Source organism: Microbacterium istanbulense (genome assembly GCF_037204145.1).
GTDB lineage: Bacteria > Actinomycetota > Actinomycetes > Actinomycetales > Microbacteriaceae > Microbacterium > Microbacterium istanbulense.
Genome location: NZ_JBBDGN010000002.1, coordinates 256,019 through 269,723, shown reverse-complemented (window position 1 = coordinate 269,723; position 13,705 = coordinate 256,019). Strand labels below are relative to the sequence as shown.

Genomic DNA, 13,705 nt, shown 5'->3' with positions numbered 1-13,705 from the left:
ACAACGATGTCGACCACAGCTGCCGCTCCCGAGCCCCTCGACGCCGCTGAGCGGCTCACCCGCCCCGAGCTCGAGGCACTGCAGCTCGTGCGGCTGCAGGAGACCGTGCGGCACGCGTACGACAACGTGCCGCACTACACGCGGGCGCTCGACGCGGCGGGGGTATCGCCCGACGACATCCGCTCGCTCGCCGATGTGCGCTTGCTGCCGTTCACCACGAAGGAAGATCTGCGTCAGAACTATCCCTTCGGCATGTTCGCCGTGCCGATGGCCGAGGTGCGCCGCATCCACGCGTCGTCGGGCACGACCGGGCGGCCGACGGTCGTGGGGTACACGGAGGGCGACCTCGACAACTGGGCCGATCTCATCGCGCGGTCATTGCGGGCCAGCGGCATCCGCCCGGGCATGAAGGTGCACAATGCCTACGGCTACGGACTGTTCACCGGTGGGCTCGGCGCCCATGCGGGGATCGAACGGCTGGGCGCGACGGTGATCCCGATGTCGGGCGGGCAGACGGCGCGTCAGGTGCAGCTCATCCAGGACTTCGAGCCGGATGCCATCCTCTGCACGCCGAGCTACCTGCTCACGATCGCGGATGCCATGGAGGCGGCCGGCATCGATCCCGCGTCGACGTCGCTGAAGGTCGCGGTGCTCGGGGCCGAGCCGTGGACGAACGAGATGCGCCTCGAACTCGAGCGGCGGCTGGGCATCGACGCCGTCGACATCTACGGGCTCAGCGAGGTCATGGGGCCGGGTGTCGGCAATGAGTGCGTCGAGACGAAGGACGGCCCGCACATCTGGGAGGACCACTTCTTGCCCGAGATCATCGACGAGAACGGCGAGCCGCTGCCCGACGGCGAACTCGGCGAGCTGGTGTTCACCTCGCTCACCAAGCAGGCCTTCCCCGTGCTGCGCTACCGCACGCGCGACCTGTCGCGGCTGCTGCCCGGCACCGCGCGCCCGGCGATGCGGCGCATCGAGAAGATCACCGGACGTAACGACGACATGATCATCCTGCGCGGCGTGAACATCTTCCCGACGCAGATCGAAGAGCTCGTGCTCGGCATCGAGCACCTCACCCCGCACTTCGTGATCGAGCTGACCCGCGAGGGCCGGATGGATGCCATGGCGGTGCGCATCGAACGTGCGCCGTCACTGGATCGGGACGTGTGCGAGGCCGCGGCCGCCGTACTGGCCGAGCGGATCAAGACGCACGTCGGTTCGAGCGTGAGCGTGCGGCTCGAAGAGCCCGGCGCCCTGCCCCGCAGCGAGGGCAAGTACAAGCGCGTCTACGACCTCCGCTGAGGTGCTGAGGTGCTGGGTCGCTGGGTCGCTGAGCCTGTCGAAGCGCCCTGGGTCGCCGAGCCCACCGACCCGAAACGCAGGAGTTCTCTCGAAATGCAGGATGCATCTCAGCATCCGCTCCTGTGATTCGGGAGTTCTCCTGTCTTTCGGGTCAGCCCCCCAACGCCTCGGCGACCACGGCCCGCGCCTCGTCGGCGGTGGCCGCGCCCAGGGCCGCCCGCGCCGCACGGCGGCAGTCGTCTTCTGTGACGAGAGCGAGCGCGGCGGCCACCCGACCGAGCGCGCGTGACGTCATCGACAGCGAGGTGACTCCGAGCCCGACCAGCACGCGCACGAACCGCTGACCGCTTTCCCACGGCACGCAACAGTGCTTCTGATCAGCACACGAAGAGTGACACCGATGGTCACGTCGACACCACTCCTCTTGACTATTCAATTCGAGAACATATTGGACTGCGCAGGCCAGCGCTGTGGTACGGTGCAAACTCGTCAATAGTTACACGAGTCAAAGGAGACTTCTCATGAAATATCGGAGGGTTGTGGCGGGGGCTGGCGCGGTTGCACTTGGAATCGCCCTAGCGGTCGCTGGTGTTCTACCAGCCCAGGCCCTGGGGTCGCGGAGCGCGGTGTGTGACAACGACGCGGACAGAACTTTCCTCGGCGTCAGCAACACCGCACGAGCCTATACGCAGGAAACAGCTGGATGGTTGGTCGCCGGAGACTGTGGAAGCTCGCAGGTTCGCGCTTCGTACAAAACGTACTCGGGTTCACCTGTTTATTGGACCAGCTGGAAAACTGGGTCGAACTTCGCCGAGGCGAAGCCAGGAAACATTATGGTCGGCGGCGAACATAAGGTCACCGCACCGACTTGGGGCAGCGTCTACTTCTTCCGCACATGACGTTGCGATTGCGTGCACTCGCGCTGGTAGCGCTGCTCCCAATTGTGGGTTGCAGCGCTACCAGCGATGAGAGCACAGGGGTTCCGAATGTGCCAGAGATGGCGTCGTCGGAAGTGACCGCAGCACTGTCTGATGGAACGGTCACGTACGACGAATATGAGTCCGCCTACCGAAACTTTGTAGCCTGCATGAACGATGGCGGGTTCGAGGTCATCGAGCACGACCCAGACGCCAACGGCGTCATCAACTACAGCGTCTCCAACGACGCCGTAGCAGCGGGGGTGGACGAGGCGTGTTACAACGAACACTACGGCCCCGTCGATCAGGCATTCCAGATTGCACACGAAGATACGAGCTCATCGGCGGAGTTCCTCCGCACGTGCCTGCGCGAGCACGGGATCGAACCGTCCGACACCATGGAAGGGTTGCTAGCGCAATTTGAAAAAGAAGGAATCGACATCGCCACCTGCTGAGCGCAGGCGCACGCGTCTGATTTTGGTTTCGCTCGCACTCGCGTGGGCTCTGCCCGTCGCCGCGATCTTTGCGCTGGGTGCAATAAGCACACGCGCGGAAGAAGAGCGTGTCCGTCCGGAGCTCCCGACGTCAATGACGGTCGGGCAACGCGTCATTGACGAAAGAACCTCGGTGGAGGTGCAATTGACGCTGGGGCGCGAGACCGAATTGCTTGCGTCATCCAGCGGCATTCTCACGGAACTGAAGATCAAGGCAGCCTCGCAACCGAAGGAGGGAGAGGTCGCATTTTCTATCGATGGGGTTGATGTTGTCGTTGACAGGTCGGCGACCCCGCTGTATCGAGAGCTCACCGTTGGAGCACGAGGGCCGGACGTCAGATCCTATGGCGAGTTGCTGGCGACGATGGGATTCCTCTCGACGCCTGATGACGTGTTCGGTCCGCAATACCATGAGGCGACCCGCCTTCTACAGAAACGCATACACGCGCCGGTGGATGGTGTCTTTCGACCGGAGTACGTCGTCTTTGTGAGCACGACGGCTCCTCCCATCTCAGAGGTCCTCGCTCATGTCGGAGACCCGGTGACGGCCGGGCAGGCTATCGCCAGAATCTCCCCTTCGGTCGAAGGCGCGCGCTTCGAGACACCGGAAGGCGCTGCGCCGCTCACGACACTGAAAGACGAAAAGGTGGTACTGCTCGCCGGCTCGTCGTCGTTGGAACTGGAGAACATCCAATCACTCGACGAAGAGGCTCAGATTGAGATCGCCGAGTTCTTATCGTCGTCGGTGGCGGCAGGGGAAATTCCACAAAGCGCGGTGAAGGAATCGGACGGGACTCGAGTTTACTCCCAGATATTCGTCGAGCTCGCACAACCGAGGGTCTTCGGAACGGTCCCGGCGACGTCGATTGTCACCTCTCCCACGGGAGTCACCTGTGTCATTGTCGGCGACGATGTGACACAGGTGGAGGTCACCGCATCGACCGAACCGGGGCTCGCGTATATCGATGCGAGCATGGTCGGAGAATCTGTGCTGACTTCACCAACCGCATCGGAGCGCGGCCGATGCGAGTAGAGGCGGCGGCCGTTTCGAAGGCGTTCGGCGACAGAAGCGTCCTGACGGATATCAACGTATCGCTGGATGCAAACGGCATTACCGCCATCACCGGACCCTCGGGAGCGGGCAAGTCAACACTGCTTGCGATCATCGGCGGCGCGATGCGCCCTGATCACGGCACCGTGACGATCCATCGTGAAGGCACGGCACACCCGGCATCATCGAGGTTCACCGCATGGGTCCCCCAGGGGTCCAACGCCTTGCCTCACCGCACCGTCAGGGACAATGCGGCGATCGGAGCGCTTTCGCGTGGAACTGATTGGGACGAGGCATACGCCGCCGCCGATGAAGCGCTGGAACGCGTGAAGTTGGGCCGTTTGCTCCACCATCGTGCCAAACAGTTGTCAGGCGGGGAACTCCAACGGTTGAGCTTTGCGCGTGCGCTGTGCGCGGAACGACCGTTGATTCTTGCCGACGAGCCCACCGCGAACCTTGACGAGGAGAATACGCGCGGAATCGCTGACATTCTCCGCGGCCTGGCTGGGCATTCAGCCGTGATCGTCGCAACGCATGATCCCCTGATGATCGCCGCCGCGGATCAGGTGATCGATGTGCGGAGGCTCAATCACCATGACGCAGCCTAGGCACTGGCGACTGTCAGCGGCGATTCGCGAAGCCGTGTTCGGCGCTGTTGCGTCGGGGCCCAGGTCGTGGCTGATGCTTCTGGTGGCGGTGCTCATGGGCGTCGCGATGTCCGGGCTGCAGGTCGCCGACTGGACCACGCTCGATCGTCAGTTGGACGCAGCCGATGCTTCGGGGCACACGGTGATCTCGTTCGGGGCCACGCCTCAGGCTCAGACCGAGATCGCGATCTCAAGCTGCGAGGCGCTGACGCACGCGCCAGGAGTCGAGGTCGCAGGAGCGATGATCCCGTCCGGGCGCACGACGGTTGATCAGCTTGGATCGGGCATCTCGGCGGTGCGCGCCAGCTCATCGCTCGTGCCTGAGCTGACGCGCGCTGAAGTCGCAGTGGGAGACCTGCTTGCGCCAGCCTCCGCCGGCGTGATCACGGGAGATTCCGGGTATGTGCGCACCTATGTCGCGGCGAGTCCACGGCCGCCGGGGATCGATGTGAACTCCGCTGTCATCTCGCCGCTACTGACCGCCGACGTATCGACGGCGTATTGCGTTGCGCGCCTCTCGTCGTTTGCGGACGTTGACGCGCTCGCCCCTATTCTTCTTTCCTCACTGTCGAGCAGCGGCGCCCCGCCCGCTGTCCGGACGGTTTCGGACACGTTCGATCCTGTCGATGCCTATCTGAATCGAACGACGCGCTGGGCACCGGCAGGTGTCGGAGTGGTGTGTGCCTTCATCAGTCTTGTTCTGTTGTTGGCGAGGGGAAGCGAAATCGCCGCGTATCGACTGTCAGGCACAAGCAGACGGTCCATGATGCTCCTGTGCGTGATCGAACAGTCGGTGTACGCCGCGGTGATGTGGTGTTCGGTCACTCTCACCGCTCTCGCCTTGGCTCCGTTTCTGGGGAGCGTGTCCGCAGTCGTGGCGGCCGGCGGGATCGCCGCATGCGTATGGCTCGCGCTCTACTCCGTTGGCGCGTATGTGAACGTGCGTCGCGACCCGACTGCGCTCGCACGCGAGCGGTGAGTGGCGGCGCCCAGACTGTGGCGCCAGCGCTACCTCCAGGATGCTGCCGAGCGCACGACCGAGCTCGACAGCATCCCGGGATGCTACCCCAACGCCTCGGCGACCACGACCCGCGCCCCGTCGGCGGTGGCCGCGCCCAGGGCCGCCCGCGCCGCACGGCGGCAGTCGTCTTCTGTGACGAGAGCGAGCGCGGCGGCCACCCGACCGAGCGCGCGTGAGGTCATCGACAGCGAGGTGACTCCGAGCCCGACCAGCACGGGCGCGAGCGCGGGGTCTCCCCCTGCCTCGCCACACACCCCGACATCCTTCCCTGCGGATCGCCCGGCGTCGCCGACCAGGCTGATCAGCCGCAGAACCGCCGGCTGCCACGGGTCATTGAGCTCGCCGAGATCGCTGAGCAGCCGATCCGCGGCGAGTGTGTACTGGGCGAGGTCGTTCGTTCCGAGACTGACGAAGTCGACCACATCGAGCAGTTCCTTGGCCATCAGCGCTGCCGAGGGGGTCTCGATCATCACGCCGACACGGTCGATGCCTGCGGCCCTGGCCTGCGCGGCGAACGCCCGCGCCTCGTCGACCGTCGCGATCATCGGGGCCATCACCTCGAGATTCGCCGTCTCCGCAGCCCCGGCCGTCGCCAGCGCCGCCAGCTGATCGGCCAGCAGCTCAGGTCGCCGGCGCGCGATCCGCAAGCCCCGCACACCGAGCGCAGGGTTCTCCTCGTCGGCGTCGTTGGCGAACGGGAGCGGCTTGTCGCTGCCGGCGTCGAGGGTGCGTGCGACGACTTTGCGGCCGGGGAACGCGGCCAGCACTCCGCGATAGGCGCTCACCTGTTCGGCGACCGTGGGCGCCTCTGCTCGATCGAGAAACGAGAACTCCGTGCGGAACAGCCCGACACCTTGCGCATGCGCGGCCGCCGCAGCTTCGGCATCCGCCGCGCCACCGACGTTGGCGAGCAGGGGGAACGCGCGTCCGTCGGCCAGTCGCCCGTCGCCGTCGAACCCGACCTCGACAGACGCGGCCTCAGCCTCCGCGATCCGCTCCGGAGAAGGCGCGACCTCGATCGTGCCGCGGCCGCCATCGACGAGCACGACCTCCCCGACCGCGATCCCCGTCGTCCCCTCGGCACCGACGACGGCCGGAATCCCCAACGAGCGAGCGATGATCGCGGTGTGCGAGGTCGGTCCTCCCTGCTCGGTCACGAGGGCGACGCATCCGCTGCCGTCCAGCGCGGCCGTGTCGGCGGGGGCGAGATCGACCGCGACGAGCACGAATGGGCCGTCATGATCGGGCAGCCCCGGCGGGTCGACGCCGAGGATCGCCGCGATCAGCCGGTCGCGCACATCGCGGATGTCGGTGGCGCGTTCGGCCATCCGCCCGCCGAGGGCGAGCAGCGCGGACGCCTGCCCGGATGCCGCCTCCCACACCGCCCTGGCGGCGGTGCGCCCTTCCGTCCGCACCCGCTCGGCCGCTTCGGCGAGCAGTTCGGGGTCGGTGGTCATCATCTCCGCGGCTTCGAGGATCTCCCGCGCCTCACCGGTCGCCGCCGCCGCTCGGGCGCGCAGGTCGGCCGACACCGTCACGCTGGCGCCGGCGATGGCCGCGGCTTCGGCATCCCGCTCGCCGTCGGGAACGCTGGCCTCGCCGTCGGGCTCGGGCAACGGCGGGTTGACGTGCACGACCGGCGCGGCGGCGCACCCCGGGCTCACCCCCCGCCCCTGCACCGTGACGCCGGGCCCGATCGGCTCCCGGCCAGCAGCCACGTCGCCGGATGACGGAGCGGATGCCACGCCGTCGCCGCCCTGTGGGCCGGCCGGCGCGTCGAGAGCGGCATCCGTCGCGGTGGTGCCCTCGCCGAAGCCGTCCTCGAACAGGGCGACGAGCCTGTCGAGGGCGGCGCCTGCCGCCGCCGCGTCGTCTCCGCCGGCGAGGAGTTCGATCTCGGCCCCCTGGCGCGCGCCGAGAGTCAGCAGACGCATCAGGCTGGATGCCGGGGCCTCCGGCCCGTCGGGCAACCGGCGCAGGCGCACTTCGGCCCCCTTCGCCGCTTCGGCGATGAGCGCGGCAGGGCGGGCGTGGATGCCCTGAGGGTTGCGGACCGTGGCGATGCGCGATGATGCCTGCGCATCCTTCTGCGCGGGTGCCGGTGTCGTCGCCGGCTCCGGTTCCGGTTCGCCCAACTGGGCGGCCTTCGCCGCCAGAGCGCCGGTGGCCTCAGCAGCGACGGTGTCGAGGTCGCCACCGGCCGAAGCCGAGACGACAGCGGCGAGCAGGCCCTCCACGAACGGTGCCGGCACGAGCCGCACCGGCGCATCGCTCATCCGCAGTTCGAGCGCGAGCTCCGCACTCAGCAGGGCGGAACCGAGATCCATCAGCACGATGACGCCGTCGCTGTCGTCTGCGAGCGCGTCGATGGCCGAGGCGACGGCCACGGCGTCCGTCCCGAGGATCGGCTGGCCGTCGGCATCGGTCCCCGCCCCCGCCGCGACCCGCACGGGCGCACCACCACCCGGCACCATCTGCTGGGCGAGCTGGAGCGCCGCCTCGCCGAGCGCTGCACTGTGCGAGACGGCGACGATACCGATCATCAGCGACCCGAGAGCGCGTCGGCGAGCGTCTCGAACAGGATGGCCGTCGACGCCGCACCGGGATCGAGGTGACCGGCGCTGCGGTCGCCGAGATAGCTGGCCCTGCCCTTGCGGGCGACGAGCGGCTCGGTGGCGTCGCGCCCCGCCGATGCAGCCTCCTCGGCGGCCCTCGCCGCCTCCGCCGGGCTGCCACCGGCGGCGAGCGCCGCGTCGAAGGCGTCGACGGCAGGCACCATCGCGTCGAGCATGGTCTTGTCTCCGACCTCGGCCTTGCCACGCGCGATCACGCCGTCGAGCCCGGCGCGCAGAGCCGCCGCGAACGCCGGCCCGTCGAGCTCGGTCACGGCACCGGCAGTCATGCCCGCCCGCAGGAAGAACGTGCCGTACAGGGGTCCGCTGGCGCCGCCGACCGAGCTGACCAGCGTCATCCCCACGGTCTTCAGCAACTCATCCACCGTCTCCGGTGTGCCGCCGGCGAGCCGTTCGGCGACGGCGTTCATGCCCCTGGCCATGTTCGCCCCGTGGTCGGCGTCGCCGATCGCCGAGTCGAGCTCGGTGAGCCAATCCTTCTGTTCGGTCACCTCATCCCGGAAGCGGGAGACCCAGTCCTGCAGCACCGCACCGTCAACCGAGGCCATCACATGCCCCACCGCAGGCCGGGCGTAGAGACCGGCGCATCCCAGAGGCGCAGCAGCTCATCGTCCGCCTTGAGCACCGTCAGCGAGCAGCCGGCCATGTCCAGCGAGGTGATGTAGTTGCCGACGAGGTTGCGGACGATCTGCACCCCTGCCGCTTCGAGCATCGCCGAGACCTCGCCGTACATGAGGTACAGCTCGATCAGCGGCGAGCCGCCCATGCCGTTGAGCATCACGATCGCCGGCCCCGTGACATCGAGGTCGGCGAGGATCGGGTCGACCAGTTGCCGCGCGATGTCGTGCGCGGGCGCGAGCGGTTCACGGTGACGGCCCGGTTCGCCGTGGATGCCGATGCCGATCTCCATCTGGTCATCGGGCAGATCGAAGGTCGGCTTGCCTGCCGCCGGCACCGTCCCGCTGGTGAGCGCCATGCCCATCGACCGACCGTTCGCGGTGATGCGGTGTGCGAGGTCGACGACGGAGGCGAGGTCGCGGCCCTCCTCGGCCGCCGCTCCGACGAGCTTCTCGAGCAGCACCGTGAGCCCGACGCCGCGACGCCCGGCCGTGTACAGCGAGTCCTGCACGGCCACGTCATCGGCCACCACCACCGTGCCGACCTCGATGCCCTCCATCGACGCGAGTTCGGCGGCCATCTCGAAGTTCAACACGTCGCCGGTGTAGTTCTTCACGATGTGCAGCACCCCGGCGCCGCGATCGACGGCCTGGGTCGCCGCCTGCACCCGGTCGGGTGTGGGCGAGGTGAACACCTCGCCGGCGACGGCGGCATCCAGCATCCCGTGCCCGACGAATCCGCCGTGCAGCGGCTCGTGACCCGAACCGCCGCCCGAGACGATCGCGACCTTGCCTTCGTCTTTCGGAACCGCCCGCGTGATGACGTGCGTCTCGAGGTCGACGGACAACTCGGGGTGGGCGGCCGCCACTCCCTTGAGCGATTCGACGAGCACGTCCTCGGGGGCGTTGATGAGCTTCTTCATCGTTCGATCTCCTTTGATCCGCTCCGATCCCCAGGGCGAGCATCGAAGAAAACTGGTCGTCACTGTCGAACATGCTCGGGGCCGGTGAGCTTGTCAAGGCACCGCCGCGAAGTACCGGTCTTGAATCCTCGCGCACCCCTGTGTCAGAATTACCTAACGATCGGTCGGTAAACCTGTCCGGATGAGGAGTCGATGATGACCAGCCCCGCAGACCTCTCGCTCGTCGAGCACGACGTCGACGCGCAGACGCGCTTCGACGAGCTCGTCGCGAACGAGCAGCGCATCGAGCCGCGCGACTGGATGCCGGAGGCGTACCGCAAGACGCTCATCCGCCAGATCTCCCAGCACGCCCACTCCGAGATCATCGGGATGCAGCCGGAGGGCAACTGGATCACCCGCGCTCCGAGCCTCAAGCGCAAGGCCATCCTCATGGCGAAGGTGCAGGACGAAGCGGGCCACGGTCTGTACCTCTACTCGGCCGCGCAGACCCTCGGCATCACGCGCGACGAGATGATGCAGCAGCTCATCGACGGCAAGGCGAAGTACTCGTCGATCTTCAACTACCCCACGCCCACCTGGGCCGACATGGGGGCGATCGGTTGGCTCGTCGACGGCGCCGCGATCTGCAACCAGGTGCCACTGTGCCGCGCCTCCTACGGCCCCTACGGCCGGGCGATGGTGCGCGTGTGCAAGGAGGAGTCGTTCCATCAGCGACAGGGCTTCGAGATCCTGCTGACGCTCATGCAGGGCTCCGAGGAACAGCGTCAGATGGCGCAGGATGCCGTGAACCGCTGGTACTGGCCGAGCCTGGCGATGTTCGGCCCGCCCGATGACCAGTCGCCGAACTCGGCGCAGTCGATGGCCTGGAAGATCAAGCGCTTCTCGAACGACGAACTGCGCCAGCGCTTCGTCGGCATGCTCGTGCCCCAGGCCGAGATCCTCGGGGTCACCCTGCCCGATCCCGACCTGCGGTGGAACGAGGAGACAGGGCAGTACGACATGGGCGAGATCGACTGGGACGAGTTCTTCGAGGTGCTGCGCGGCAACGGCCCGTGCAACGCCGAACGGCTCGAGCGTCGCCGCACCGCGCACGAAGAGGGTGCGTGGGTGCGTGAGGCCGCGGCCGAGTACGCCCGCAAGCAGGCACGACGCCGGGAAGGACAGGTGGCCTGATGACGACTCCCGGCGGCCCTTCGACGGGCTCAGGAACCCAGCCCGAAGAGACCTGGCCCCTGTGGGAGGTCTTCGTGCGCGCGAATCGTGGACTCAGCCACGTGCACGTCGGCTCGCTGCATGCACCGGATGCCGCGATGGCCGTGCGCAACGGCCGCGACCTGTACACGCGCCGCGGCGAGGGCGTGTCGATCTGGGTGGTGCCGGCGGATGCCATCACCACCAGCGACCCCGGCGACAAGGGGGCGTTCTTCGAGAGCCCCGCCGGCAAGAACTACCGCCATGCCGTGTACTACACGGCCTCTGAAGGGGTGCCGCACCTGTGAGCGCCCACGACGACCTCCACGGTGGCGAGGACGACATCCACGGCAGTGTCGCCGTCGAAGAGCTACGACTCTCGGACGAACTCGCCGGCGTCGGCGCCACGGCGGCGAGCGCCGACGTCGCCGAGTACGCGTTGTGGCTCGGCGATGATGCGCTGATCCTCTCGCAGCAGCTCGGCGCCTGGATCTCTCGCGCCCCCGAGCTCGAAGAGGACGTCGCTCTCGGCAACATCGCCCTCGACCTGCTGGGGCACGCCCGCTCGTTGCTGCACTACGCCGGCACCTGGGACGGCCGCTCGGAGGACGACCTGGCGTACTTCCGCGACGAGCCGGAGTTCCGCAGCGCCTGGCTGATGGAACAGCCCAACGGCGACTTCGCGCAGACCATCGCGCGGCAGTTCCTCGCCTCGACCTACATGTTCGAGCTGTATTCGGCGCTGCGTTCCTCTTCCGACCCGACCCTGGCGGCCATCGCCGAGAAGTCGCTGAAAGAGGTCGACTACCACCGCGACCACGCCGTGCAGTGGGTGCTGCGGCTCGCCGGCGGAACCGAGGAGTCGCGTCGGCGGATCATCCGCGCGCTGGACGATGTCTGGCCCTACGCCGATGAGCTGTTCCGCGACGAGCCGCTGATCGATCGCCTCGGCGATGTCGCGGCGCGGCCGTCGTCGCTGCGGCCCCGTTTCGACGCCGTCGTCGATGCCGTCTTCGCCGAGGCCGAGCTGGCCGTCCCGGGCATCGCGGCATCCTCCGCCGGCGGACGCCGCGGCTCGCACGCCACCCCGTTCGGGCACCTGCTCGCCGAGATGCAGGTGCTCGCGCGCCGGCATCCGGGGGCGACCTGGTGAGCGTCATGAGCGTCACCGACCGCACGACCCGTGAATCCCACGCCTGGCAGATCGCTGCCCGCGTCGCCGACCCCGAGGTGCCGGTGCTGACCATCGAAGACCTCGGCGTGCTGCGCGCGGTGTCGATCGACGAGCGCGACGGCCGTGAGCATGTCGCGGTCGACATCACCCCGACGTACAGCGGATGCCCCGCGATGGATGCCATCCGCGACGATGTCATCCTCGCTTTGACCGCCGAGGGCTTCGACGACGTCGAGGTGCGGTTGGTTCTCTCGCCGGCGTGGACGACCGACTGGATGAGCGAGGACGGCAAGCGCAAGCTGCAGGAGTACGGCATCGCGCCGCCGTCCGGCTCGGCGGCCGTGCGCGCCGCCGCCGGACCCGTGCGGCTCGCCCTGAGCGTGCGGTGCCCGCGGTGCGGCTCGCTCGACACCCGCGAGGTATCCCGCTTCGGGTCCACCTCGTGCAAGGCGCTGTACGAGTGCCGCGCCTGCCTCGAGCCCTTCGACCACTTCAAGGTGATCTGATGTCGTTGTTCCGCCTTCCCGTGGCATCCGCCGCCCGCACCTCGGCCCGCACGGCCGGTACCGCCAGGCAGCGCGCGCGCTTCCACACCCTGACGGTGTCGGGTGTGCGGCCGCTCACCGCCGACGCGATCGAGGTCAGTTTCGCGGTGCCCGCCGAGCTCGCGTCCGCCTACGACTATCTCCCCGGTCAGTATGTCGCGCTGCGGGTGCACCTCGACGGCGCGGAGGTGCGCCGCTCGTACTCCCTGTGCCGCCCGCCGATGCCCGCAGATGAAGGCGGAACGAGTCTCAGCGTCGCCGTCAAGCGTGACGAGGGCGGAGTGTTCTCCACGTGGGCGCAGACCGAGCTCACCCCCGGGTTCGAGATCGACGTGATGAGCCCGCAGGGCACCTTCACGTCTGGTCTGGCCGAGCTCGAGGGCACCCACGTCGTCGGCATCGCCGCGGGTTCGGGCATCACACCGATGATGGCGCTGGCGCGAGATCTGCTGACGGCATCCGACACCACCCGGTTCACGCTGCTGTACACGAACAAGGCGGCGACCGACGTGATGTTCCTCGAGGACCTCGCCGACCTGAAGGATCGCTACCCGACACGACTGGTGCTCCATCACGTGCTCTCGCGCGAGCAGCGCACGGCCCCCGTGCTCTCCGGACGCCTCGACGAGGAGCGCCTGCGGACGATTCTCGGCTCGCTCATCCTGCCGTCCACCGTGGACGAGTGGTTCCTGTGCGGTCCGTTCGCGCTCGTCGATCTGTGCCGCGAGGTGCTCGCCGACCTGAGCGTGCCGCGCGAGCACGTGCGTTTCGAGCTCTTCACCACCGGGGATGCGCCGGCGGAGCGTGGACCGCGCAAGGTCGAGGTGCACAAGGGCGAGAAGACCGTTCGGCTCGAGATCACCCTCGACGGCGTCTCGTCGACCGTGGAGAGCCCGGTCGACGCGCACGAGTCGGTGCTGAATGCGGCGCTGCGCGTGCGACCGGATGCCCCGTTCGCGTGCTCGGGTGGCGTGTGCGGCACCTGCCGCGCACGAGTGATCGACGGGAGCGTCACGATGACCGAGAACTATGCGCTCGAGCCCGACGAGATCGAGCGCGGATACGTGCTCACCTGTCAGTCTCACCCCACCAGCGACCGCGTCGTGGTCGACTACGACGTCTGATCGGTGTGAGACCCCGAGCATGTCGAATCCTGGGTCCCTGAGCCTGTCGAATCCTGGGTCGCC

The 13,705-nt window shown here is 67.9% G+C and carries 14 protein-coding genes; 10 read left to right on the top strand and 4 right to left on the bottom strand.

Annotated elements, in window-relative coordinates; genetic code table 11:
- Positions 1 to 6 precede the first annotated feature (6 nt).
- Entirely contained in the window at positions 7 to 1,305 is a 1,299-nt protein-coding gene (paaK, locus tag WDU93_RS04235; RefSeq protein ID WP_337317879.1) for a phenylacetate--CoA ligase PaaK, read from the top strand.
- 151 nt (positions 1,306 to 1,456) lie between these two features.
- Here paaK and WDU93_RS04230 read toward each other — a convergent pair whose 3' ends face one another.
- Positions 1,457 to 1,666 carry a hypothetical protein gene (locus WDU93_RS04230; RefSeq protein ID WP_337317877.1) on the bottom strand — a complete coding sequence of 70 codons (210 nt, stop codon included), beginning with the start codon at positions 1,664 to 1,666 and terminating at the stop codon, positions 1,457 to 1,459.
- Positions 1,667 to 2,200: 534 nt separating this feature from the next.
- Between WDU93_RS04230 and WDU93_RS04225 the strand changes: the two genes are divergently transcribed.
- From WDU93_RS04225 to WDU93_RS04210, 4 genes are all read left to right on the top strand, one after another.
- On the top strand, positions 2,201 to 2,677 hold the full coding sequence (locus WDU93_RS04225; RefSeq protein ID WP_337317875.1) for a hypothetical protein: 477 nt from the start codon (positions 2,201 to 2,203) through the stop codon (positions 2,675 to 2,677).
- Entirely contained in the window at positions 2,643 to 3,749 is a 1,107-nt protein-coding gene (locus WDU93_RS04220) for a peptidoglycan-binding domain-containing protein (RefSeq protein WP_337317873.1), read from the top strand. The genes WDU93_RS04225 and WDU93_RS04220 overlap by 35 nt, the downstream gene beginning before the upstream one ends.
- Positions 3,740 to 4,375, top strand: a complete 636-nt coding sequence (locus WDU93_RS04215; protein WP_337317871.1) for an ABC transporter ATP-binding protein — start codon at positions 3,740 to 3,742, stop codon at positions 4,373 to 4,375. Before WDU93_RS04220 ends, WDU93_RS04215 begins: the two co-directional genes overlap by 10 nt.
- Before the next feature lie 73 nt (positions 4,376 to 4,448).
- Positions 4,449 to 5,393 (top strand): hypothetical protein, encoded by a 945-nt coding sequence (locus WDU93_RS04210; protein ID WP_337317869.1) that lies wholly within the window; start codon positions 4,449 to 4,451, stop codon positions 5,391 to 5,393.
- Positions 5,394 to 5,476: 83 nt separating this feature from the next.
- Here the strand turns inward: WDU93_RS04210 and ptsP are convergent, their stop codons facing one another.
- Genes ptsP through dhaK form a run of 3 tightly spaced genes read right to left on the bottom strand, consistent with a single transcriptional unit; the run spans position 5,477 to position 9,608 of the window.
- Positions 5,477 to 7,978 (bottom strand): phosphoenolpyruvate--protein phosphotransferase, encoded by a 2,502-nt coding sequence (gene ptsP / locus WDU93_RS04205; RefSeq protein ID WP_337317867.1) that lies wholly within the window; start codon positions 7,976 to 7,978, stop codon positions 5,477 to 5,479.
- On the bottom strand, positions 7,978 to 8,616 hold the full coding sequence (gene dhaL / locus WDU93_RS04200) for a dihydroxyacetone kinase subunit DhaL (protein ID WP_337317865.1): 639 nt from the start codon (positions 8,614 to 8,616) through the stop codon (positions 7,978 to 7,980). The genes ptsP and dhaL overlap by 1 nt, the downstream gene beginning before the upstream one ends.
- Positions 8,616 to 9,608, bottom strand: coding sequence for a dihydroxyacetone kinase subunit DhaK (gene dhaK / locus WDU93_RS04195; RefSeq protein WP_337317863.1), 993 nt, complete (start codon positions 9,606 to 9,608; stop codon positions 8,616 to 8,618). The genes dhaL and dhaK overlap by 1 nt, the downstream gene beginning before the upstream one ends.
- A gap of 195 nt (positions 9,609 to 9,803) precedes the next feature.
- Between dhaK and paaA the strand changes: the two genes are divergently transcribed.
- The 5 genes from paaA to paaE are packed head-to-tail and all read left to right on the top strand — an operon-like array spanning position 9,804 to position 13,642.
- Positions 9,804 to 10,781 carry a 1,2-phenylacetyl-CoA epoxidase subunit PaaA gene (gene paaA, locus WDU93_RS04190; protein WP_337317862.1) on the top strand — a complete coding sequence of 326 codons (978 nt, stop codon included), beginning with the start codon at positions 9,804 to 9,806 and terminating at the stop codon, positions 10,779 to 10,781.
- Positions 10,781 to 11,107: a 1,2-phenylacetyl-CoA epoxidase subunit PaaB gene (paaB, locus tag WDU93_RS04185; protein WP_337317860.1), complete on the top strand. Its 327-nt coding sequence runs from the start codon at positions 10,781 to 10,783 to the stop codon at positions 11,105 to 11,107. The genes paaA and paaB overlap by 1 nt, the downstream gene beginning before the upstream one ends.
- The gene (paaC, locus tag WDU93_RS04180; RefSeq protein ID WP_337317858.1) at positions 11,104 to 11,952 is read left to right on the top strand and encodes a 1,2-phenylacetyl-CoA epoxidase subunit PaaC; all 849 of its coding nucleotides are present in this window, start codon (positions 11,104 to 11,106) and stop codon (positions 11,950 to 11,952) included. The genes paaB and paaC overlap by 4 nt, the downstream gene beginning before the upstream one ends.
- A 5-nt stretch (positions 11,953 to 11,957) precedes the next feature.
- Positions 11,958 to 12,479, top strand: coding sequence for a 1,2-phenylacetyl-CoA epoxidase subunit PaaD (gene paaD, locus WDU93_RS04175; RefSeq protein ID WP_337317856.1), 522 nt, complete (start codon positions 11,958 to 11,960; stop codon positions 12,477 to 12,479).
- Positions 12,479 to 13,642 carry a 1,2-phenylacetyl-CoA epoxidase subunit PaaE gene (gene paaE / locus WDU93_RS04170; protein ID WP_337317854.1) on the top strand — a complete coding sequence of 388 codons (1,164 nt, stop codon included), beginning with the start codon at positions 12,479 to 12,481 and terminating at the stop codon, positions 13,640 to 13,642. Before paaD ends, paaE begins: the two co-directional genes overlap by 1 nt.
- Positions 13,643 to 13,705 lie beyond the last annotated feature (63 nt).